Consider the following 19,604-nt stretch of genomic DNA (forward strand, 5'->3'; position numbering starts at 1 on the left):
ACCCCCATGCATGATTTAAGACTCGAGATACAAGATAGGTACCCCATGCAAAGTTTTGTACCTATCATAGGAGATGTACGTATTAAGTCAAGATTGGAGTTCGTTTTCACTAAATATGTTCCAACGGTGGTTTTCCATGCTGCAGCTTATAAACATGTACCCTTGATGGAGGAGTATCCATGTGAGGCGATTCGGACCAATGTTGACGGAACCAGAAAGCTTGCAGATATGTCTGTTTTGCATTCTGTTAAGCGCTTTATTATGATATCTACCGACAAGGCAGTTAATCCTACCAATGTTATGGGGGCATCCAAGCGCATTGCAGAAATGTACGTACAAAGTCTTAGTTTTAAAATAGATGAAGCACGGGGTAAAACGCAATTTATTACTACCCGATTTGGAAATGTTCTTGGGTCAAATGGTTCGGTAGTAGCTCGTTTCAGGGAACAGATTCGCCGTGGGGGACCGGTTACAGTTACTCATCCTGATATTTTCAGGTATTTTATGACAATTCCGGAGACTTCTCGATTGGTTCTCGAAGCTGTTACTTTAGGGAGAGGTGGAGAAATATTCGTTTTTGACATGGGTGAACCTGTGAAGATCGCTGATATGGCCAGGAGGATGATTCAATTAGCCGGGCTTATTCCGGATGAGCAGGTGAAGGTTGTCTTTGCCGGATTGCGTCCCGGAGAGAAACTCTATGAGGAATTGCTGACCGATTCGGAGTTTACAGTTCCTACCAGACACCCTAAAATCCGAATAGCGAAAGTGAGAAGATATGAATGGAATGAGGTTAGTACAGCTGTGGATCAATTGATTCGGATGGCTGAATCGGAAGAATCTGAACAGGTTATTCGCTTAATGAAAAAACTTGTTCCCGAATTTATAAGTAACCATTCTCCATACGAAATCTATGATCCTAAAAATTAGTGATTACAGATCTACTTTTGTTAGTTGCGAGAATTTACTACCTTTGTGCTTCAAATCAGTTTACGAAATATAAATTATGGTAATTGCGGTTGATTTTGATGGAACTATTGTAACTCATAAATATCCTAAAATAGGTGAAGAGATTCCTTTCGCCATTGAATCCCTTAAGTTGATTCAGAAAGAGGGTAGGCATTTACTTATCTTGTGGACCGTTCGTGAAGGAGATCTATTAGATGAGGCAGTTGCTTTCTGTAAAGAGAGGGGGCTAAACTTTTATGCCGTTAACAAGAATGATCCTGAAGAAGTTGCTGGTAAGGCACCACGTAAGCTGACCGCCGATCTGTTTATTGACGACCGTAACTTTGGTGGACTACCCGATTGGGGGCTGATTTACAATACTCTGAAAAACAATGACAGCAGAGCCTGTTTTTCTACAGATGTTTTTTTTAAGGGTGCTATGGTACAGGAGGAACAACCAAAGAAAAGTAAATTTTTCGGTTTGATTCGGTGATACGTTGTGCTTACTTGCCTGATTGTTGTTTTAACCAACTGAATATAACCTGATAAGTTTCCTTTCTTGCAGGCTCGTTGGATAAGATCAAGTCATGTTTGCCGTTGTGAATTTGCTTGCATGTAACACGGCTTCCCAGCATCTTTCCGTACTTTTGAATATCTTTTACATCAAGTACGATGTCGGAAGTATGATATAGCTCATTCCATATTTTTGTTTCAGGTATGGACTTGTCGGACGACATGACCAGAATCGGACAGGTTAGGTTTAATCCTTTTTGAATGGTTTTATGTCCTTTGTGTATTGCATGGATCCATCCTGCCTTTTTGGGATGTCCGGTTGTTTTTTTCCAGTTTTCGTTATATTCCCACTCTCCATGAATGCGTTTCAGTAAGCTATGTGCATATTGGGAAATTCCTTTTCCTTCCACTTCCAGATTAGGGAAATAGTTTCCAATAAATGAAATAACAGGTATGACAACCTCTTCCATAAACCAGCTCATATTCATGTCGAGGAAGGGACTGTTTAATATTAATGCACTTACAGGAAGTTTGTTGCCCTTACTTTGTAGGTAAAGTGGAGTAATAAGCCCACCTGTAGAATGTGCCATAAGGACAATATCCCGGTTGCCTTCCGCTTTGATGATAGCAATTGCTGTATCCAGGTCGGCAAAATATTCTGAAAGGTTTTTTGCGAAAAATGCATCTTGATCAGGTAAAATGGACCGACCGTACTTCCGTAGATCCAGTGCATAAAAGTTATATCCATGCGTTGCAGCACTGTCTCCCAGCGCTCGTTGAAAGAAATAATCGTTGTATCCGTGAACATACAAAATGGCTGGTCCGTCTTTACTGACAGGCTCCCTCTTTACTAATGTGCAAACTACTTTACCTGCATAGTCGTTAGCCATATGCAGTATCCTATATTTGTAATCTGTTCCGGGAAGTTCGGTTATATATTGTCCTTGAGCAGAAAATCCAATAGATATCAGTATAAAAGCAAATAAAAACTTCTTTATCATCATTGTAATTGGTTTGGATAAATTTCAGTTTCAGACCAGTGACGGTTAGCCGGTAAAATGGTAGTATTCTATTTTTTCCAGATTAACCTTCTGGCACAAAGATAACGAATACTTTGTATAGTTAATCAGCAGTCACGAAATACTTTAATGAAAAAATATAGAGAAAGGGTTGCATGCAAAATTTATATTCCCTACCTTTGCACCGCTAAATTTTATTAATTACAAAACAAAACAGCGTTTTATGAACAATTACGAAACCGTTTTCATTTTGACTCCCGTTTTGTCTGACGCACAGATGAAGGAAGCGGTAGAAAAATTCACAAACCTTCTGAAAGCTGAAGGTGCTGAAATCGTGAATGAAGAGAACTGGGGATTGCGCAAGCTTGCTTATCCTATCGACAAGAAGACGACAGGCTTCTACCAGTTAGTTGAATTCAAAGCAAATCCGGAAACTATCGCTACATTGGAAGTTAACTTCCGTCGTGACGAGCGTGTGATTCGCTTCCTGACTTTCCGTCAGGATAAGTATGCCGCAGAATACGCAGCAAAGAGAAGACATTTGAAATCATCTAAAGAAACAGTAAAGGAGAACTAATTATGGCAGCAGCACAATCAGAAATCAGATACTTAACTCCTCCATCAGTAGACGTTAAGAAAAAGAAATATTGCCGTTTCAAAAAGAACGGTATCCGGTACATCGATTACAAAGATCCTGAATTCTTGAAGAAATTCCTGAATGAACAAGGAAAGATTCTTCCACGTCGTATTACTGGTACTTCATTGAAGTTCCAACGTCGTATTGCTCAGGCAGTAAAGAGAGCTCGTCACTTGGCGTTGCTTCCTTTCGTAACCGATTTGATGAAATAATTTTAAAAGGAGGAAACAGAATATGCAAGTTATTTTGAAAGAAGACGTAGTTAACTTAGGCTACAAAGACGATATCGTAACAGTTAAAGACGGTTACGGACGTAACTTTCTAATCCCCCAGGGTAAAGCTGTGATTGCATCAGATTCTGCTAAAAAAGTGTTAGCAGAAAACTTGAAACAACGTGCTCACAAGTTGGCCAAAATTAAGGCAGATGCTCAGGAATTGGCTGCTAAGTTGGAAGGTGTTTCACTTACTATTGGTGCAAAAACAAGTTCTACAGGAACAATCTTTGGTTCTGTAACGAATATTCAGGTTGCTGAAGCATTGGCAAAAGCTGGATTCGAAGTAGATCGTAAGATCATTTACATCAAAGAATCTGTAAAAGAAGTTGGTACTTACAAAGCTACTGTTAAGCTTCACAAAGAAGTTTCTGTTGAAATTTCTTTCGAGGTTGTTGCTGAATAATCAACATTCTAAAAATATAAAAGAGGTATATCATTCGATATACCTCTTTTTTTGTATCCTAGTTTCTTCTATTATTTATAAATTATAGGATAGTGTCAGCCAGGTAACTCGGGAGTCGCGGTTCCGAATTTGTATTTGCTGAAATGAGTTGGTTTGAATTCGGGTTGTTTCTTCCAGACTATCAAAAATATTATTTACACTCAGTGAAGCCTTAAGTTTCTTCTTTAATAGGTATTGAGCTATTCCGACATTAACACTATAGCGATTTTGTATTTCACCTTGAGCTGTAAGTTGATCTGAAATGTAATAACCATCAGTTTGCAACTGAGTGTTGGGTGTGAGTTGGAAAGATAACAGTACTTTTGCAAGTAAACAGGTCATCTCCTTTTTCTCATCATATCCAATTGTACGACCATCAATCTGATCCCGGTAAATGTCAGACGAGGCACTCATTGACAGCCGATTGATGGGTTTCCAGTTGGTAGAAATCTCAATTCCCCAGGTATTACTATTTCCTGTATTTTGTTTTGTCCAACGAATTTCATCGTTTACTTGGTTGGCAATATCCATAATTCTGTTGCTCTTATGTCTATAATATATTGCCGGGGTAATGCTGAAGTAATTATTTGTGAATGCATAGGATGCTTCTGCTAAATGTATTACTTCAGGGGCCAAATTCGGATTACCCTGTTTAATATAGGTGATATCCGCCCTGTCAATAAAAGGATTAAGGTCTGATGCAATTGGCCGATTTGTACGTTGTTGATAACCTAAACTAAAAATCCCATTTTCAGCTACCTGATATTCAAGGTTTGCTTTGGGATAAATATGAACTTTATTCTTATTCATTTTTCCATTCAAATCAGGACTGTTTATTTCTTCTTTGGTATGTTCGGCTTGCATTCCTATTTCGATTGTAAAAGGGGCTATTGTCTTTTGAAGTGAGGCATATCCTAAATTGATGTAGCGGACAAAATTAAAGTCAGTCGATTTAGATAAATTAGGCATCCAATCTCCATTTGTTAGATTATCTGCTTTGGCCTTATAATCCTCATTTTGAATCCGACTAATGTATCCAATATTAAACGTGTAACCGTTTTGGAACGGGTAATACACGTTCGTTGAAAAAAAGTAATTGCTCTTGTCTTGATTTACGTTCAGGTTGTCTTGTGCGATAATTTTTCCAGTAGAGAATTGTTCATTTTCATAATGATTGTTCTCGTCGTACGAAAAATTATTATAATTGAATCGAATATTCAGTTTTCCTTTATTCCAGAATGTATGTAACCATGTTGCTTCTGCGGCATAAGCATCCTGACCTTGATTATTGTAACGGTGACGAATTATTTTGTTTGTAATGTCCCCGGCAGAATTTCTTCTGGTGTTATTTATTCCACCATATCTATCATATTGCATGTGCTGTAGGAGTGTGTAAACTGTAAGATAATCTTTGTCTGACAATAAATACCCTACTGTAATGTCTCCGATATGTACTTCCGGATGCGCAGAGGCGTTGTTATCCATCTCTGTCGATCCACTGCTATTGGTGGTTAGTTTATAAAATGATCGTTCCCTGTATTCTCTTCTATAATTATAATTGGTTGTAACCGACCATTTCCCAGGATTAACGGTGGCTTTTATTCCTGCAGTGTATCTTTGGTTACTTCCTCCCCCTAAGGTCAGGTTGAGAGATGACGAAGTTTTATATTCAGGAATGCTTGTGTAAGAAAACACTCCGCTTTCTCCATCAGGCAAAAAAGATAGATCCGGTTGAGATAATACAGTTATTTGCGAAAAAAATGAAGCTGGCAATTGGATTAGTATATCTCCGCTTTGTTCTTCTAAAAATCCATAGGGAACACCTCTGATCAGTTGGACACTTTTGCTGGATCCTCTAAAAATTATAGATCCTTCAATATCTGTATTTACAGATGGCAGCTGTCTGATTATGTCGGATGTAGTACCCAAATTGCTGGAAATATTGCTCGACGTATTTAGTTGTTTGATCGTTCCACTGTTTATCGTAGTGAAATATTGTCCCTGAATATTTATATTTTGAATTGTCAATACCGTATCAGTCGTAAACTGGGCCGAAAGATGGTGTATGGTAATAATAGGCAGAAGAAAAAGATAAGTTGAAAGTTTCATTAGTATTCCGTTTTTTATTAAACAAAAAAAAGGCCTGTATGTTAACATACAGACCATTTTTTAATACGCTTAGTTTCTAATTACTGAGCAGGAGCAGCTTCAACAGGAGCAGCTTCAGTTGCTACAGCAGCAGAGTCAGCAACAGCAGGAGCTTCTTCTACAGCAGGAGCTACTTCTTCAACAGCTGGTTGTTCAGCTACAGCTTCAGTAGATTCAGCAGATTTGTTACCACATGAAGAGAAAGAAACAGCTGCAACGATAGCAGCGAATGCAAATAACTTTTTCATTTTGTCTTTTAATTAAAACGGTCAATAATATCTTTGTTGTTGTAAAACGATGCAAATGTATATATTAATTTGACTATGTTATACAACATAGGGCACTTTTTTTTTGTTTTTTTTCAAATATTTTTTAATATGCTGAATATTAAGTGTTTGCATTAATGTTAAAAATTGCTGTAAAGATATCTTTTGATACTTTTCTTCGGCGTTTTTTCGAATTCGGTTGGATAAAGTTGTATGGATGCAACTTTTTCGTAAGGAGCAACCAGTTTATTAATCTCAACCAGATTCTGCTGCATGATAAGAGGTAAGTCTGTATGCATGATTCCGGTACCATCTACGGTGTCATAATCCGGATAAACAAGGGCAATCAGTTTTCCGTCTCTTTCGATGACAAGACTTTCCATAATGTAAGGCAAATTATTCAGCTTGGCTTCAATTTCTTCAGGGAAAATATTCTGACCGCTGCTGCTAAGTATCATAGTCTTGGAACGCCCTCTTATGTAGATACGCTTTTCTGCATCAATTGTTCCAAGATCGCCTGTCTTTAACCAACCATCCTGGGTAAAAACGGCATTGGTTGCCTCATCATTTTTATAGTATCCTTTCATTACATTTTCTCCCCGTACCTGAATTTCTCCAACCTGATTATAGGGATCCTCCGAGTCAATACGCACATCCATTATTCCGTTTAATACTTTACCACAAGATCCGGGTATAAATGCTTCATTGGAATCGTAACTGATAAGCGGCCCACATTCAGTCATTCCGTATCCGATTGTAAAGGGGAATTTGATTTTATAAAGGAAATCTGTTACCTCCTGATTCATTGCTGCACCTCCTACAATAACCTCTTTGAAGCGTCCTCCCATTGCATCAATCAGTTTCTTTCGTATCTGAGCATATATTCTGTTATCCAATAAGGGAATATTCAGAGCCAGTTTTACTGTTCGTTTATTTAATTGGGGTAGAATCATCTTCTTATAAATCTTTTCAAGAATCAGAGGTACTGTCAGAATCAGATTAGGTTTAACCTCTTCGAAAGCAGTAAGCAGGATTTTGGGAGTAGGGGTTTTGCCTAACAAAAATACATGTGCTCCAACAGCCATGGGTACGAGAAAATTAAAGGTACAGCTGTAGGCATGAGCAAGCGGAAGGAAACATAGTTCACGGTCGCCTTTAAACATTAAACCAAGTGTTTTGGCATAGGTGACATTTCCAGCCAGATTATTTCCTGTAAGCATCACACCCTTGCTGAATCCTGTAGTTCCCGAAGTATAATTTAGTAATACGACTTTTTCATTGTCAAGATCTGCATACTTAATGTGCTCTTTAGAATATCCCTTGGGGTACTTATGTGCCATTTTTGAATCCAAGGTCTTAAGCAACTTTTGTATACTTTCTCCGTCCCGTTGATGCAGGCAACGAAAATCAGTCAAAGAGAAAACCCCACGTATATTGGCAATCTTTTCTTCTTCCAGCATATCCCATATACGGTCGCTTGTAAAAAGAAATACAGATTCGGAATGATTTATAATGTGATGTACGTCGTTAGGATTAAAGTCTTGCAGAATCGGAACAATGATAGCACCGTAAGTAACTGCCGCCATATAGGTGATACACCAACGGGAATTGTCTTTACCAATAAGAGCTATCTTATCTCCCCTGCGAATCTGACACTCTTCAAATAAGATATGAATGCGGGCTATCTCTGTCGCAACTTCTCCAAAAGAAAATGAGATACCTTTGCTATAATCTGTAAGTGCTGGAAGGTCCCAATTGGCTTTAAAACTATCTTCGTAAATCTTTATAAAATTCTCTTTAATCATAGCACAAAATTGTGAAATTTGCGCAAAAGTATGGACAAAAGTGCAGATATACAACTAAAAAAGAGAGTAACTTGCTCCTTTTGTGTAACTTTGCATCGAAATTTACTATATAAAATGATAGATAATACAGTTTTTGAAAATAAACTTGCAGCATACTATACCTTAGGGTGTAAGCTTAATTTTGCAGAAACCTCAACTATTGGCAAAACACTTGCTGCGCAAGGCATTCGTAAAGTACGTAACGGAGAAAAAGCAGATATCTGCGTCATAAATACATGTTCGGTGACCGAATTGGCGGATAAAAAATGCCGGCAGGCGATCCGTCGTATCAGTAAACAACATCCCGGAGCCTACATGGTAGTAACGGGCTGCTATGCCCAATTAAAACCAGAAGAGGTTGCGTCAATTGAAGGGGTTGATTTGGTTCTTGGAGCCGAACAGAAGTTGGATATAGTGTCTTACCTCAATGACTTTAAAAAGAAAAATGAGGGAGGGGCTATTGTAGCATCCAAGACAAAAGATATCAAAACCTTTTCGCCGTCGTGTTCGGCAGACGACCGGACCAGACATTTCCTTAAGGTTCAGGATGGTTGTGATTATTTCTGTACCTATTGTACGATTCCATTTGCCAGGGGCAGAAGTAGAAACGGATCCATTGTATCCATTGTGAAACAGGCAGAAGAGGTGGCATCCAAAGGGGGTAAAGAAATAGTGCTTACCGGAGTCAATATTGGAGATTTTGGCCGGACCACCGGTGAAACTTTTCTAGATCTTATCAAGGCGCTTGATGAGGTAGAAGGAATAGTACGTTATCGCATTTCGTCTATTGAGCCAAACCTTATAACAGATGAAGCGATTCACTTTGTGGCTCAATCCAAGCGATTTGCTCCCCACTTCCATATACCGTTGCAAAGTGGAAACGATGAGGTTCTTCGATTAATGAAGCGTAAATATGATACCTCATTGTTTAGACACAAGGTCTCAAAAATTAAGGAGTTGCTGCCAAATGCCTTTATTGGAGTGGATGTAATAGTTGGTACCCGTGGAGAAACCGACGAATTATTTGAAGATGCACGTGTATTTATTGAAGGGTTGGACATTTCCCAATTACATGTGTTTAGCTATTCAGAGCGTCCAGGTACACAGGCTCTCAAAATTGATCATTCGGTAGATCCCAAAATAAAACATACTCGTAGTCAGCAACTACTTGACCTTTCCGAAAGGAAATTGCATGCCTTTTATGAGGCAAATATTGGGAAGGAACAGGTTGTCTTGTTCGAAGAGGCTAAGCATGGGGATGTTATGCATGGATTCACAGCGAATTATATAAAGGTTGAAGCTCCCTATCGGAAAGAGTTGGTCAATGAAACGCGCCGGGTGTTGTTACACGATTTTAACGAAGATAAAACGGCTCTTACGGTAACCATAATTGAGTAAGATGATGAATAATATTCTTTATAGCTTTTTATATGCATGGGCAAAACTTCATGGAGTACTGCCCATGCGTATACTATATATATTAAGTGATTTGTTTTATATTATTATTTACAAACTTGTAGGCTATCGTTTAAAAGTTGTAAGAAAGAATATGAAAAAGTCATTTCCGGATAAATCTGCTGAAGAATTAAAGAAGCTGGAGCAGGAGTTTTACCATCACTTTTGCGATTATGTGGTAGAAACATTAAAACTGTCTCATATTTCGCTTGAAGAGGTTCAGCGGCGGGCTTATCTAAGTAATCCGGAGTTGGTCGACGATTTAATGGAGAAAGGGCATACAACGTTTATATTACTGATGGGACACTATGGTAACTGGGAATGGTTTTCAGCATCTTCCAGCCGTTTTAAAAGTGCCAGGGTATACCAGATATACAGACCGCTTACTAATTTAGCATTCGACAGGCTTTTTGTTTATCTGCGTACTCGTTTCGGATCTTTAGGTATAAAGAAGAATGATACGATTCGGGATATAATGAAATTGAAACAAGATAAAACTCCCAGTGTGGTTATTTTCCTTGCCGATCAGACACCCAGTAAAGCAAACCTCCACTATTGGACGAGTTTTTTAAATCAGGACAGTTCCATTCTTACTGGTCCGGAGCGCATCGCGCGTAAATTGAATCTGCCTGTAATCTACTTAGATACTACAAAATTAAAAAGGGGTTACTATAAAGTTGATATGAAATTACTTTGTGAGTCCCCTCGTGAAACTTCAGAGTTCTGGATCACAGAACAGTATGCCCGTCTAATGGAAAAAACTATTTTACGAAATCCAGCGTACTGGTTGTGGACACATAAAAGGTGGAAACATAAAAGACCGGCTGATGTATGAAAAAAGTATCTGTTATTATTCTTAATTGGAACGGAGAGCAGTTATTGAAGCAATTTCTGCCTTCTGTTGTGAAGTATACTCCGGACGATATTGCCGATGTTGTGGTTGCAGACAATGGGTCGACTGATAAGTCCCTCGTTTTGCTTAAAACGCAATTTCCTACGGTCCACATTATAGAACTGGAAAAGAATTTTGGGTTTGCTGATGGATACAATCAAGCAATTGCTGCAGTTAAGACTCCCTATGTCGTTTTGCTGAATAGTGATGTTGAGGTTACTCCAAACTGGCTTTATCCGCTTGTTGAGGAGGTTGAACAGCATGTTGATGTGGTAGCGGTGCAACCTAAAATTCGTTCATGGAAAGATAAGAGTTCATTTGAATATGCCGGTGCATGCGGCGGTTACATGGATAGATATGGTTATCCGTTTTGCAGAGGCCGGTTGTTGCATATCTTAGAAACCGACAACGGACAGTATGATACTCCAACGGATGTATTGTGGACTTCCGGGGCTTGCATGCTTGTACGGCGGGATGTATTTGTTAAAGTAGGGGGTCTGGATGCCACATTTTTTGCGCATCAGGAAGAGATAGATCTTTGCTGGCTTATGAGATGCCGGGGGTATAGGTTGCGCTGTATTCCTGCTTCAGTTGTATATCATGTGGGCGGTGGAACTTTGGAGGCTGAAAGTCCCAGAAAAACATTTTTGAATTTTAGAAATAATTTATTGATGTTATACAAGAATATCCCCGAATACGCATTAAAACGAGTAATGTTGACAAGGAGAATATTGGATTATATTGCAGCTGCAAAGTTTTTGTTGAACGGCTATCCTTCCAATGCTAAAGCAGTATACGAAGCCCGTCGTGAGTTTTATCGAATCAAATATAGATATGAAAGCATCCGTAAGGCCAATCTGGAGCAACGGGTGGTTAAACAGATTCCTGAAATTATGAAAGGAAGTCTGCTTGTTAGTTTCTATCTAAAAGGAATGAAACGATTTTCTTACTTAAAATTTATCCGTTAATCGATCGTCCTAAATAGAATGAATGATTAACGGATAAAATTGAAAAAGACTTTATTCAATATGTTTTAAGGGAAAATTGAATTTTGTATAATGTAAACGCCCGCACCAGCCAGGTATCCTGCAACAGCCATTGGGGTTATTACCCGTAGATACCAAAGGAAGTTTATGCGCTCTAGTCCCATTACAACTACTCCGGCAGCAGATCCGATAATCAACATACTTCCTCCAACTCCGGCACAGTAAGCCAGAAATTGCCAGAATATTCCGTCTTGAGTAAAATGGGTAAGGTATTCAGGATTTGACGAAGCCAGAACCATTGCATCCGTAGCTACCGGATACATTGCTATCGCTCCTGCAACCAGCGGCACATTGTCGACTATGGCAGAAAGCGTTCCGATAATCATATTCACCGCATATACATTTCCAACATATTTATCCAAACCTTCAGAAACCATATCTAGAATTCCGGCATAACGAAGCGCATCGACTGCAAGTAATATACCGAGAAAAAACAGAAGGGTAGTTCCGTCAATCCTTTGTACTATTTTAGTAACCCTTAGTTTTAAATCTTCGTGTATGCGTTCTTTCCTGCGGTACATCATTTCAGTAAAGAACCATAATACACCCAGTCCGAATAATATACCTACAAATGGAGGAAGATGGGTGATAGTTTTAAATACGGGCACAAAAAGCAGACAGGCTACACCAATTATCAGTATAGAAAGCCTTTCTTTTGTTTTTAGCTCTTTTATTATTTCGTTTTCTTCAGCCAGATCGGTTGCACGAATCTGAGAGAGGTTTCCATGCAGGAATCTTTGAGCAATTAATATCGGTATAACAGCCGAAATTACACTTGGCAGAAAGAGATGAGGTATTGTAGAAGATGTGGAAATGTTTCCTCTCACCCATAGCATGATTGTTGTTACGTCTCCAATGGGAGACCATGCCCCTCCACTATTGGCCGCAATTACAATAATACTACCGAATACCCAACGTTCTTTGTAATTGGCGATAAGTTTACGGATTACCATAATCATCACAATGGATGTTGTAAGGTTGTCCAGCACCGACGACATGAAAAATGTGATTATAGCAATAATCCAGAGAAGTTTCCGCTTGTTTTTGGTTGTTATCCGGTTGGTTACAAATAGAAAACCTCCATGAGCATCTACTAATTCCACTGTTATCATTGCTCCGATCAAGAAGATGAGTGTTTCACAGATTTCACCTATACTTTCCAGGATTTGATGCTCAACTACAAAATGATTGCATTGTTGGATAAATGACAGCTCTGCCAATTCCGGTCTGGTTGTAAGAAAAAGTTTGAATGCATCAGCTGATACTGTAGGAATACATTCCGGAGCTGCAAAAGTATAGATTACCCAGAGAATGGTTCCTGTTAGCAAGGCCGTTCCTGCTTTATTCATTTTTAACGGGTGCTCCAGAGCAATAGCCAGATAACCTGCTAAAAAGATAAGAGTCATTGCTGTTAACATAATGATGGTTTATGATGTTTTGATGTTTGTATTTCACTCCTTGATTTGAGCCGCAAATTTAGCAATTTATATCAGTTTTAAGTAATTGTTAGCTTAAAAGATCACTAAAGGTAAATCATCCTTTTCACTCCGTCTTATTATTTATATTACCTTTGCAATCGAAACAAACTTTACTTGCAGATGATTAGCTACTTACAGATTGACGGTTTAACTAAGAGTTTTGGCGAACTGGTTCTTTTTAATTCGATTACATTTGGTATTGTTCAAGGACAAAAAATAGGTCTTATCGCCAAAAACGGTACCGGAAAGACCACACTCTTAAACATCATTGCCGGCAAAGAAGATTACGATGCCGGATCGGTTGTTTTTCGTAACGACTTAAGAGTGGGTTATCTGGAGCAATCTCCGCAATATCCGGCCGGTCTTACAGTAATGCAGGCCTGCTTTTATTCTCCTAACGAAACAGTACGGCTGATTGCCGAATACGAGGCGGCAATGGCTAGCGGAGATCATTCCAATCTGGAGGATATTCTGTTGCGCATGGATAACAATAAAGCCTGGGACTACGAACAGAAAGCCAAGCAGATTCTATCTCAGTTGAAGATTACTAATTTCGATCAGAAGGTTGAAGAACTTTCAGGAGGACAGTTAAAAAGGGTCGCTTTAGCCAATGTGCTGATAACCGATCCTGAACTTATTATTCTGGACGAACCTACCAACCACCTGGATCTGGAAATGACGGAGTGGCTTGAGGGTTATCTCAGCCGTTCTACCATCAGTCTGCTTATGGTAACGCATGATCGCTATTTTCTGGACAGGGTTTGTTCCGAAATTATAGAGATCGATCGTCAACAACTTTTTCAATATAAAGGAAATTACAGCTATTACCTGGAAAAAAGACAAGAACGTGTTGAAGCTACCAATACCGAGATTGAACGGGCTAATAACCTGTTGAGAAAAGAGTTGGACTGGATGCGCAGACAACCTCAGGCACGAGGTACCAAAGCGAAATATAGGATTGATGCCTTTTATGATCTGGAAGCTAAAGCAAAGCAACAGCGGATGGATGGAAACGTAAGCTTGGAGGTCAAGGCATCTTATATAGGTTCTAAGATTTTTGAGGCGGTGAAGGTTTCCAAAAGTTTCGGAAATTTGCAGATTGTGAAGGACTTCGATTATGTTTTTGCCCGTTACGAAAAGATGGGTATCGTGGGGAACAACGGAACAGGAAAGTCTACCTTTATTAAAATGTTGATGGGTGAGGTTGAACCCGACAGTGGAGGATTCGATGTGGGTGAAACCGTAAGGTTTGGATATTATAGCCAGGATGGGCTACAGTTTGATGAGCAAATGAAAGTGATCGATGTTGTACAGGATTTAGCGGAATTTGTACAGCTAGGAGATGGTAAAACGATGAATGTGTCACAATTTTTGACATATTTTATGTTTTCTGTAGATAAACAGCACAATTTTGTTTACAAATTGAGCGGTGGAGAAAAAAGAAGATTGTATCTTTGCACTGTTTTAATGAGAAACCCCAATTTCCTGGTTCTTGATGAGCCAACGAATGATTTGGATATCGTGACCTTAAATGTGCTGGAGGAATACCTTCGCAACTTTAAGGGCTGTGTTATTGTTGTATCTCACGACCGCTACTTTATGGATAAGGTAGTTGATCATTTGTTAGTTTTCAAGGGAAATGCTGATATTCAGGATTTTCCTGGTAATTATACTCAATACCGCGAATGGAAGGAGATTCAATCGCAAAACGCAAAAGCTGAAGAGTCGGCCAAGCAAAAATTGAATCCTCCCACAGAGAAGGTAGCCCGATCAAGTGGTGTTGAGCAAAAAAAGAAATTAAGTTTTAATGAACGAAGAGAATTCGAAGCTCTCGAGGCAGAGATTTCTTCATTGGAAACCGAAAAATCTTCGCTGGAAACAGCGCTGAGCAGCGGTTCTTTAAGTAATGACGACCTGATGGCCAAATCGCAGCGGATTGCAGAGTTGCTGGACGAGATTGATGAAAAGACAATGCGATGGCTGGAATTAAGCGAGTGGGCTTGATAAAAGAGTAAACGAAATGGATGAACGGAAGCCGGGACTTTGGACCCGGAGTTTTGTTTTTGCATGCATGGCGCACTTTTTGATGAGTTTGCCGATGAATATGCTGATGCCAATAATACCTGTCTACCTTGTTGAGGAGTTAAATATTTCGTCTTCGTGGGTAGGAGTTGTACTTGCAAGTTATACAATCGGTTTGTTGTGTGTGCGTCCGTTTTCGGGTTATGTGGTAGATGCGGTTAAACGTAAACCTCTTTACCTTGTAGCATTTACTATTACTACGGCCTTGTTTGCCGGTTATTTGGTTGCTGCAACAGTAGCGTCAATAATGCTGGTTCGTTTTATTCAGGGAGGTTCTGTGGGATTATCGTCTGTGGCTGGCAACACCATTGCTATAGACGTAATATCTTCCAAACGCCGGGGCGAAGGGATCGGTTTTTACGGTCTAACGCTAAGTCTGGCTATGACATTGGCTCCACTTCTGGCGGTGCCTGTTTACAATGCATTCGGGTTTCATACCTTGATTGTTATTTGTTTACTTGCAGCCTTGTTAGGTGTGATAGCCGTATATAACATCAAGCATGTACAAAAAGAGAAGGTATCTCGTCCTCCTTTTTCTTTGGATAGATTTATCCTGATTCAGGCAATTCCTGCAGGTATCTCTCACATGCTTTGTTCCATCGGGTATGGAATGGTTGTATCTTTTGCAGTGTTGTATGGTAAAGAGATTCATGTGAGTAATCCGGGCTATTTCTTTATCTTTATGGCTACAGGTGTAGGCTCTGCCCGTATATTTTCCGGGAGGATGATTGATAGGGGCAAGCTCCATTTATTGCTGACTAGTGCTATAGTCGGAATAATAATATCACTTGTTGTTTTTGCAACCTTGCATAACGTTCTTATTTTTTTCGTTGCCGCATTTTTTATTGGCATTGGATATGGAGTAAGTATTCCGGCTTTCCAATCTCTGTTTGTAAATGTGGCACACCCTAACCGACGGGGAACTGCAACCTCTACTTACCTCACGTCATTAGATCTGGGTATGGGTATTGGAATGTTGTCAACAGGGTTTATAGCCTCAGTCAGCAGTTTATCTGCTGCTTATCTGGTTGGAGCCTTTTGTTGTTTGCTTTCCCTCTTTGTTTATCTGCTTTATGCTAAACCCTCTTATGAAAAGTACAGGATTGAGAATTAGTCGGTATAATAAACCCTTTTGCCGACACATTTTAACTCTTAATCGGAACCACTATTTTTTGTGTTAAACGTTTTCTTAGTTTTGTGTCAAAGAGTTAGACAGCGGTCTGATGTTTAGGGCAATACAAGAGAACAAGAGTAGAAACAATTTTAATTAGTAGGTATTATGAGACGTTTAGGTTTAGTCTTTTCCGCTATCGTGTTGGTAGCTACAATGAGTTTTGGACAGAGTAAAAAAGTGAATTTGGTTTCAGATATTAGTTTCGAAAAGCTAAGCAATTATTTGCAGCTGAAACCATCACAGATGAATGAGGTCGCAAGCATTAATGAATTTTTTAGCGAGCAATTGGCCGAAGCTTCACGTGCAAGCGAAAGTCGTTACGACAAGAAAGTTCACCAGGCTGTGTACAGCAACCTGAAGTTGATGAAAGGAACTCTTTCTGAAGACCAGTACCGTAAATATTTAACCTTGATTAATGTTACAAACAACAACAACCGTTTGTTCAGTGCCGGATATGGCGATACTTACCTGGCAGAGGTTAATGAATAATCGAATACATTAAACAATGAATCGGGAGATTACATACGCAGGTATGTAGTCTCTTTTTTTTTTGAAAAAAGACTTAATGCTGTAACCATTCTTTTGCGGAACTCGTCTTATATGTAGTTAACAGACTTATTATTAGCTAATAAAGGTTGAAGAATTGAATATGTAACAATTTTAATCAACAAGAATTATGAGACGTTTAGGTATAATTTTGTTCGCAACATTTTGTATTGCGGCATTGGGATTTTCACGAGGCAAAAATGATCATTTGATTTCTGAAATCAATTATGACAGGCTAAGTCAGTATTTGCAGTTAAAACCATCTCAAATGAATGATGTGTATGCTATTAATACTTATTTCAATGATCAGTTAAGGAAAGCATCATTTGCAAGAGAAAGCAGTTTTAATGGTAAATTATATAAAGCAGTTTACGGGAATTTGAAACTTATGAAAAAAGCACTGAATCAAGAGCAATATCGTAAGTATTTAGTTCTGATTAATGTCACCAATAACCATAACCGGTTGTTTGCAAAAGAGGAACAGGTTACCTATTTTGCAGATGCAGAGAAGTAAACTGGCAGATCGTTAAAATTGGACAAAGAGATTATGTATGTAAAGTATATGATCTCTTTTTTTTATCTATCTTTGCGCAATTTTAAGAGCAGATAAATACAACACAAATAACGACACAAATAATAACATGAAATCACAGTTAGCGTTTAAAGCGCCAAACATTAAACCATCCGATTATGTACTTATCATAGTTGGTTCTTTTCTGCAAGCCTTAAGTTACGTATTATTCCTGGCCCCGTATAAGATTGTTCCTGGAGGGGTATATGGAATATCCATTGTTTTGCACTACTCAACAAAGGGACTTATCCCTTTGCTTCCGGAAGGATTACCCATCGGAGCAACCGCTTTATGTTTCAACATTCCGCTGATGTTCCTTGCGATGAAGAAAATTGGTCTGTCATCAGGACCAAAAACTGTGCTTACTTTTGTACTGATCTCTTTGTTTACCGACTCATTGTCGTACATCTTAGGAGAAGGAACGCTTGTAGAAAATGATCCGTTTATCGCCTGTTTTTATGGAGGTATGATCTTAGGTATGGGGGTAACCTGTATTTTCAAGGCCCAGAGTACCAGTGCCGGAACCGACGTGTTGGCAAGAGTGCTTGCTAATAACTCAAACTTAAGGGTAAGCGATATGATTATTGCGATAGATTCAACGGTTGTGCTGATCGGTCTGATTGCATTCCAGGATTGGGCAGTACCTTTGTATTCGTGGTTCACTATATTTGTTTTCGGGAAGATAGTAGAGATGCTTCAGACAGAAAATCCCAGCAGGGCGGTATTTATCGTTTCACGCAAAACAAATGAAATGAAAGATATTTTAGTCAACAAACTGGGAATGAGGGGAACCTTCCTGCATGGTAAAGGAATGTATGCCGGCGAAGAGAAAGAGATCATTTTCACCATTGCCGAACGAAAAGATTTGCCAAGACTTAAGAATGAAATCAAAGAAGTCGATCCTGATGCTTTTGTTTCAACAATGCATGCCAGCAAAGATTCACCTCTGCCGGGAAGATAAGGCGGATAGTTTATTTATAATTTGCATAATACTATAAATAGCCCTACTTTTGTGTGATTTTATAATTGGATTTTTATTTTTATTTACTAATTAACATAGGATAGGATGCCTAATATTTCACAACGAGGAGTCGATATGCCGGCTTCTCCAATCAGAAAGCTCGTTCCGCTTGCCAATAAGGCCAAAGCAAAAGGTACTGTGGTGTATCACCTCAACATCGGTCAGCCCGATTTACCTACGCCTGAAGTCGCGATCGAGGCGGCGCGCCATTTGGACCGCACCGTGCTGGAATATTCTCCCAGTGAAGGCATCCGCAGCTTTCGTGAAAAACTGGTAAAATATTATCATAAGTTTAATATCGAGGTTGATGTAGATGACATTATAATTACAACCGGAGGATCGGAGGCTGTATTCTTTTCATTTATGGCATGTCTGGATCCGGGTGATGAGATTATCGTGCCCGAACCGGCTTACGCAAACTATATGGCATTTGCCATATCCTGCGGAGCTGTAATTAAAACAGTTCCATCTACCATTGAAGAGGGTTTTGCTCTTCCATCCATGGAAAAGTTTGAAGAGTTGATATCGCCTCGTACAAAAGCAATCCTGATCTGCAACCCAAACAATCCCACTGGCTATTTATATACCCAGAAAGAGATGGATCAGATTCGTGATTTAGTTAAGAAATACGATCTTTTCCTGTTCTCGGACGAAGTGTACCGTGAGTTCTGTTATACAGGAGCTCCTTATATTTCTGCTTTTCATTTAAAAGGGATTGAGAATAATGTGGTATTGGTCGACTCTGTTTCCAAACGTTACAGCGAATGCGGGTTGCGTATCGGAGCTCTTATTACCAAAAATGAACAAGTAAGAACCAATGTGATGAAATGGTGCCAGGCTAGATTAAGTCCTCCATTAATTGGTCAGATTGTTGCCGAAGCTTCCCTGGATACCCCTGATACCTATATGTTGGAGGTATACAATGAATATGTGGAAAGAAGAAAGTTTTTAATAGACGGATTAAACCGTATCCCCGGATGCTATTCTCCCATTCCGATGGGAGCCTTTTATACCGTTGCTAAGTTACCAGTAGACGATGCAGATAAATTCTGTGCCTGGTGTCTGGAAGAGTTCTCATACGAAGGACAAACCATCTTTATGGCTCCTGCATCTGGATTCTACACCACTCCCGGCTTAGGTAAAAACGAGGTGCGTATAGCTTATGTGTTAAAAAAGGAAGATCTTGCAAAGGCATTGGTTGTTTTATCAAAGGCTTTGGAAGCCTATCCGGGAAGGGTCCTGTAGCC

At 39.3% G+C, this 19,604-nt stretch carries 19 protein-coding genes; 14 read left to right on the top strand and 5 right to left on the bottom strand.

Features of this window, described 5'->3' with window-relative positions; all coding sequences use genetic code 11:
* Positions 1–930 (top strand): polysaccharide biosynthesis protein (locus tag AB7E53_RS07055; protein ID WP_446774910.1); only part of this gene is annotated, 930 nt, incomplete at its 5' end.
* 76 nt (positions 931–1,006) lie between these two features.
* Positions 1,007–1,441, top strand: a complete 435-nt coding sequence (locus AB7E53_RS07060) for a BT0820 family HAD-type phosphatase (RefSeq protein ID WP_079684491.1) — start codon at positions 1,007–1,009, stop codon at positions 1,439–1,441.
* 10 nt (positions 1,442–1,451) lie between these two features.
* Here the strand turns inward: AB7E53_RS07060 and AB7E53_RS07065 are convergent, their stop codons facing one another.
* Entirely contained in the window at positions 1,452–2,462 is a 1,011-nt protein-coding gene (locus tag AB7E53_RS07065) for an alpha/beta hydrolase (protein ID WP_446774922.1), read from the bottom strand.
* Between the two features lie 241 nt (positions 2,463–2,703).
* On the opposite strand from AB7E53_RS07065, the gene rpsF reads away from it, so the two are divergent.
* From rpsF to rplI, 3 genes are read left to right on the top strand one after another with little or no spacing between them, the layout of a single operon-like run.
* The gene (gene rpsF, locus AB7E53_RS07070; RefSeq protein ID WP_079684513.1) at positions 2,704–3,057 is read left to right on the top strand and encodes a 30S ribosomal protein S6; all 354 of its coding nucleotides are present in this window, start codon (positions 2,704–2,706) and stop codon (positions 3,055–3,057) included.
* Between the two features lie 2 nt (positions 3,058–3,059).
* Positions 3,060–3,329, top strand: a complete 270-nt coding sequence (rpsR, locus tag AB7E53_RS07075; protein ID WP_068179566.1) for a 30S ribosomal protein S18 — start codon at positions 3,060–3,062, stop codon at positions 3,327–3,329.
* A gap of 22 nt (positions 3,330–3,351) precedes the next feature.
* The gene (gene rplI / locus AB7E53_RS07080) at positions 3,352–3,795 is read left to right on the top strand and encodes a 50S ribosomal protein L9 (protein ID WP_079684492.1); all 444 of its coding nucleotides are present in this window, start codon (positions 3,352–3,354) and stop codon (positions 3,793–3,795) included.
* Between the two features lie 75 nt (positions 3,796–3,870).
* Here rplI and AB7E53_RS07085 read toward each other — a convergent pair whose 3' ends face one another.
* The 3 genes from AB7E53_RS07085 to AB7E53_RS07095 all read right to left on the bottom strand — a co-directional run bounded on the left by AB7E53_RS07085 (position 3,871) and on the right by AB7E53_RS07095 (position 8,053).
* A complete protein-coding gene (locus AB7E53_RS07085) occupies positions 3,871–5,943 on the bottom strand; it encodes a TonB-dependent receptor domain-containing protein (RefSeq protein WP_446774912.1) in 2,073 nt (690 codons plus the stop codon).
* Between the two features lie 80 nt (positions 5,944–6,023).
* A complete protein-coding gene (locus AB7E53_RS07090; protein WP_068179575.1) occupies positions 6,024–6,230 on the bottom strand; it encodes a PG1828 family lipoprotein in 207 nt (68 codons plus the stop codon).
* 158 nt (positions 6,231–6,388) lie between these two features.
* Positions 6,389–8,053, bottom strand: coding sequence for an AMP-binding protein (locus tag AB7E53_RS07095; protein WP_446774914.1), 1,665 nt, complete (start codon positions 8,051–8,053; stop codon positions 6,389–6,391).
* A gap of 114 nt (positions 8,054–8,167) precedes the next feature.
* Here AB7E53_RS07095 and mtaB point away from each other — a divergent pair, with 114 nt between their 5' ends.
* From mtaB to AB7E53_RS07110, 3 genes are read left to right on the top strand one after another with little or no spacing between them, the layout of a single operon-like run.
* Positions 8,168–9,490 carry a tRNA (N(6)-L-threonylcarbamoyladenosine(37)-C(2))-methylthiotransferase MtaB gene (gene mtaB, locus AB7E53_RS07100; RefSeq protein WP_421467961.1) on the top strand — a complete coding sequence of 441 codons (1,323 nt, stop codon included), beginning with the start codon at positions 8,168–8,170 and terminating at the stop codon, positions 9,488–9,490.
* Between the two features lies 1 nt (position 9,491).
* Positions 9,492–10,382 carry a lysophospholipid acyltransferase family protein gene (locus tag AB7E53_RS07105; RefSeq protein WP_371690154.1) on the top strand — a complete coding sequence of 297 codons (891 nt, stop codon included), beginning with the start codon at positions 9,492–9,494 and terminating at the stop codon, positions 10,380–10,382.
* Positions 10,379–11,407 carry a glycosyltransferase family 2 protein gene (locus tag AB7E53_RS07110; RefSeq protein ID WP_421467960.1) on the top strand — a complete coding sequence of 343 codons (1,029 nt, stop codon included), beginning with the start codon at positions 10,379–10,381 and terminating at the stop codon, positions 11,405–11,407. The genes AB7E53_RS07105 and AB7E53_RS07110 overlap by 4 nt, the downstream gene beginning before the upstream one ends.
* Positions 11,408–11,472: 65 nt before the next feature.
* Here the strand turns inward: AB7E53_RS07110 and nhaD are convergent, their stop codons facing one another.
* Positions 11,473–12,903: a sodium:proton antiporter NhaD gene (gene nhaD / locus AB7E53_RS07115; RefSeq protein ID WP_421467959.1), complete on the bottom strand. Its 1,431-nt coding sequence runs from the start codon at positions 12,901–12,903 to the stop codon at positions 11,473–11,475.
* Between the two features lie 180 nt (positions 12,904–13,083).
* Between nhaD and AB7E53_RS07120 the strand changes: the two genes are divergently transcribed.
* From AB7E53_RS07120 to AB7E53_RS07145, 6 genes are all read left to right on the top strand, one after another.
* The gene (locus AB7E53_RS07120; RefSeq protein WP_179400340.1) at positions 13,084–14,967 is read left to right on the top strand and encodes an ABC-F family ATP-binding cassette domain-containing protein; all 1,884 of its coding nucleotides are present in this window, start codon (positions 13,084–13,086) and stop codon (positions 14,965–14,967) included.
* Between the two features lie 16 nt (positions 14,968–14,983).
* Positions 14,984–16,159, top strand: coding sequence for an MFS transporter (locus tag AB7E53_RS07125; RefSeq protein WP_079684500.1), 1,176 nt, complete (start codon positions 14,984–14,986; stop codon positions 16,157–16,159).
* A gap of 165 nt (positions 16,160–16,324) precedes the next feature.
* Positions 16,325–16,708: a hypothetical protein gene (locus AB7E53_RS07130; RefSeq protein ID WP_421467958.1), complete on the top strand. Its 384-nt coding sequence runs from the start codon at positions 16,325–16,327 to the stop codon at positions 16,706–16,708.
* Between the two features lie 187 nt (positions 16,709–16,895).
* A complete protein-coding gene (locus tag AB7E53_RS07135; RefSeq protein WP_421467957.1) occupies positions 16,896–17,279 on the top strand; it encodes a hypothetical protein in 384 nt (127 codons plus the stop codon).
* Positions 17,280–17,406: 127 nt separating this feature from the next.
* Positions 17,407–18,297 carry a YitT family protein gene (locus tag AB7E53_RS07140; RefSeq protein ID WP_079684503.1) on the top strand — a complete coding sequence of 297 codons (891 nt, stop codon included), beginning with the start codon at positions 17,407–17,409 and terminating at the stop codon, positions 18,295–18,297.
* Between the two features lie 105 nt (positions 18,298–18,402).
* On the top strand, positions 18,403–19,602 hold the full coding sequence (locus tag AB7E53_RS07145) for a pyridoxal phosphate-dependent aminotransferase (protein ID WP_079684504.1): 1,200 nt from the start codon (positions 18,403–18,405) through the stop codon (positions 19,600–19,602).
* Positions 19,603–19,604: the final 2 nt, after the last annotated feature.

It is taken from the genome of Macellibacteroides sp. (assembly GCF_050251695.1).
In the GTDB taxonomy this organism is placed as follows: Bacteria; Bacteroidota; Bacteroidia; order Bacteroidales; family Tannerellaceae; genus Macellibacteroides; species Macellibacteroides fermentans.

Bases quoted from the DNA above. Each gene is read 5' to 3' on its own strand.
- AB7E53_RS07060 (WP_079684491.1), top strand. From the start codon at position 1,007: ATGGTAATTGCGGTTGATTTTGATGGAACTATTGTAACTCATAAATAT.
- AB7E53_RS07065 (WP_446774922.1), bottom strand. From the start codon at position 2,462: ATGATAAAGAAGTTTTTATTTGCTTTTATACTGATATCTATTGGATTT.
- rpsF (WP_079684513.1), top strand. From the start codon at position 2,704: ATGAACAATTACGAAACCGTTTTCATTTTGACTCCCGTTTTGTCTGAC.
- rpsR (WP_068179566.1), top strand. From the start codon at position 3,060: ATGGCAGCAGCACAATCAGAAATCAGATACTTAACTCCTCCATCAGTA.
- rplI (WP_079684492.1), top strand. From the start codon at position 3,352: ATGCAAGTTATTTTGAAAGAAGACGTAGTTAACTTAGGCTACAAAGAC.
- AB7E53_RS07085 (WP_446774912.1), bottom strand. From the start codon at position 5,943: ATGAAACTTTCAACTTATCTTTTTCTTCTGCCTATTATTACCATACAC.
- AB7E53_RS07090 (WP_068179575.1), bottom strand. From the start codon at position 6,230: ATGAAAAAGTTATTTGCATTCGCTGCTATCGTTGCAGCTGTTTCTTTC.
- AB7E53_RS07095 (WP_446774914.1), bottom strand. From the start codon at position 8,053: ATGATTAAAGAGAATTTTATAAAGATTTACGAAGATAGTTTTAAAGCC.
- mtaB (WP_421467961.1), top strand. From the start codon at position 8,168: ATGATAGATAATACAGTTTTTGAAAATAAACTTGCAGCATACTATACC.
- AB7E53_RS07105 (WP_371690154.1), top strand. From the start codon at position 9,492: ATGATGAATAATATTCTTTATAGCTTTTTATATGCATGGGCAAAACTT.
- AB7E53_RS07110 (WP_421467960.1), top strand. From the start codon at position 10,379: ATGAAAAAAGTATCTGTTATTATTCTTAATTGGAACGGAGAGCAGTTA.
- nhaD (WP_421467959.1), bottom strand. From the start codon at position 12,903: ATGTTAACAGCAATGACTCTTATCTTTTTAGCAGGTTATCTGGCTATT.
- AB7E53_RS07120 (WP_179400340.1), top strand. From the start codon at position 13,084: ATGATTAGCTACTTACAGATTGACGGTTTAACTAAGAGTTTTGGCGAA.
- AB7E53_RS07125 (WP_079684500.1), top strand. From the start codon at position 14,984: ATGGATGAACGGAAGCCGGGACTTTGGACCCGGAGTTTTGTTTTTGCA.
- AB7E53_RS07130 (WP_421467958.1), top strand. From the start codon at position 16,325: ATGAGACGTTTAGGTTTAGTCTTTTCCGCTATCGTGTTGGTAGCTACA.
- AB7E53_RS07135 (WP_421467957.1), top strand. From the start codon at position 16,896: ATGAGACGTTTAGGTATAATTTTGTTCGCAACATTTTGTATTGCGGCA.
- AB7E53_RS07140 (WP_079684503.1), top strand. From the start codon at position 17,407: ATGAAATCACAGTTAGCGTTTAAAGCGCCAAACATTAAACCATCCGAT.
- AB7E53_RS07145 (WP_079684504.1), top strand. From the start codon at position 18,403: ATGCCTAATATTTCACAACGAGGAGTCGATATGCCGGCTTCTCCAATC.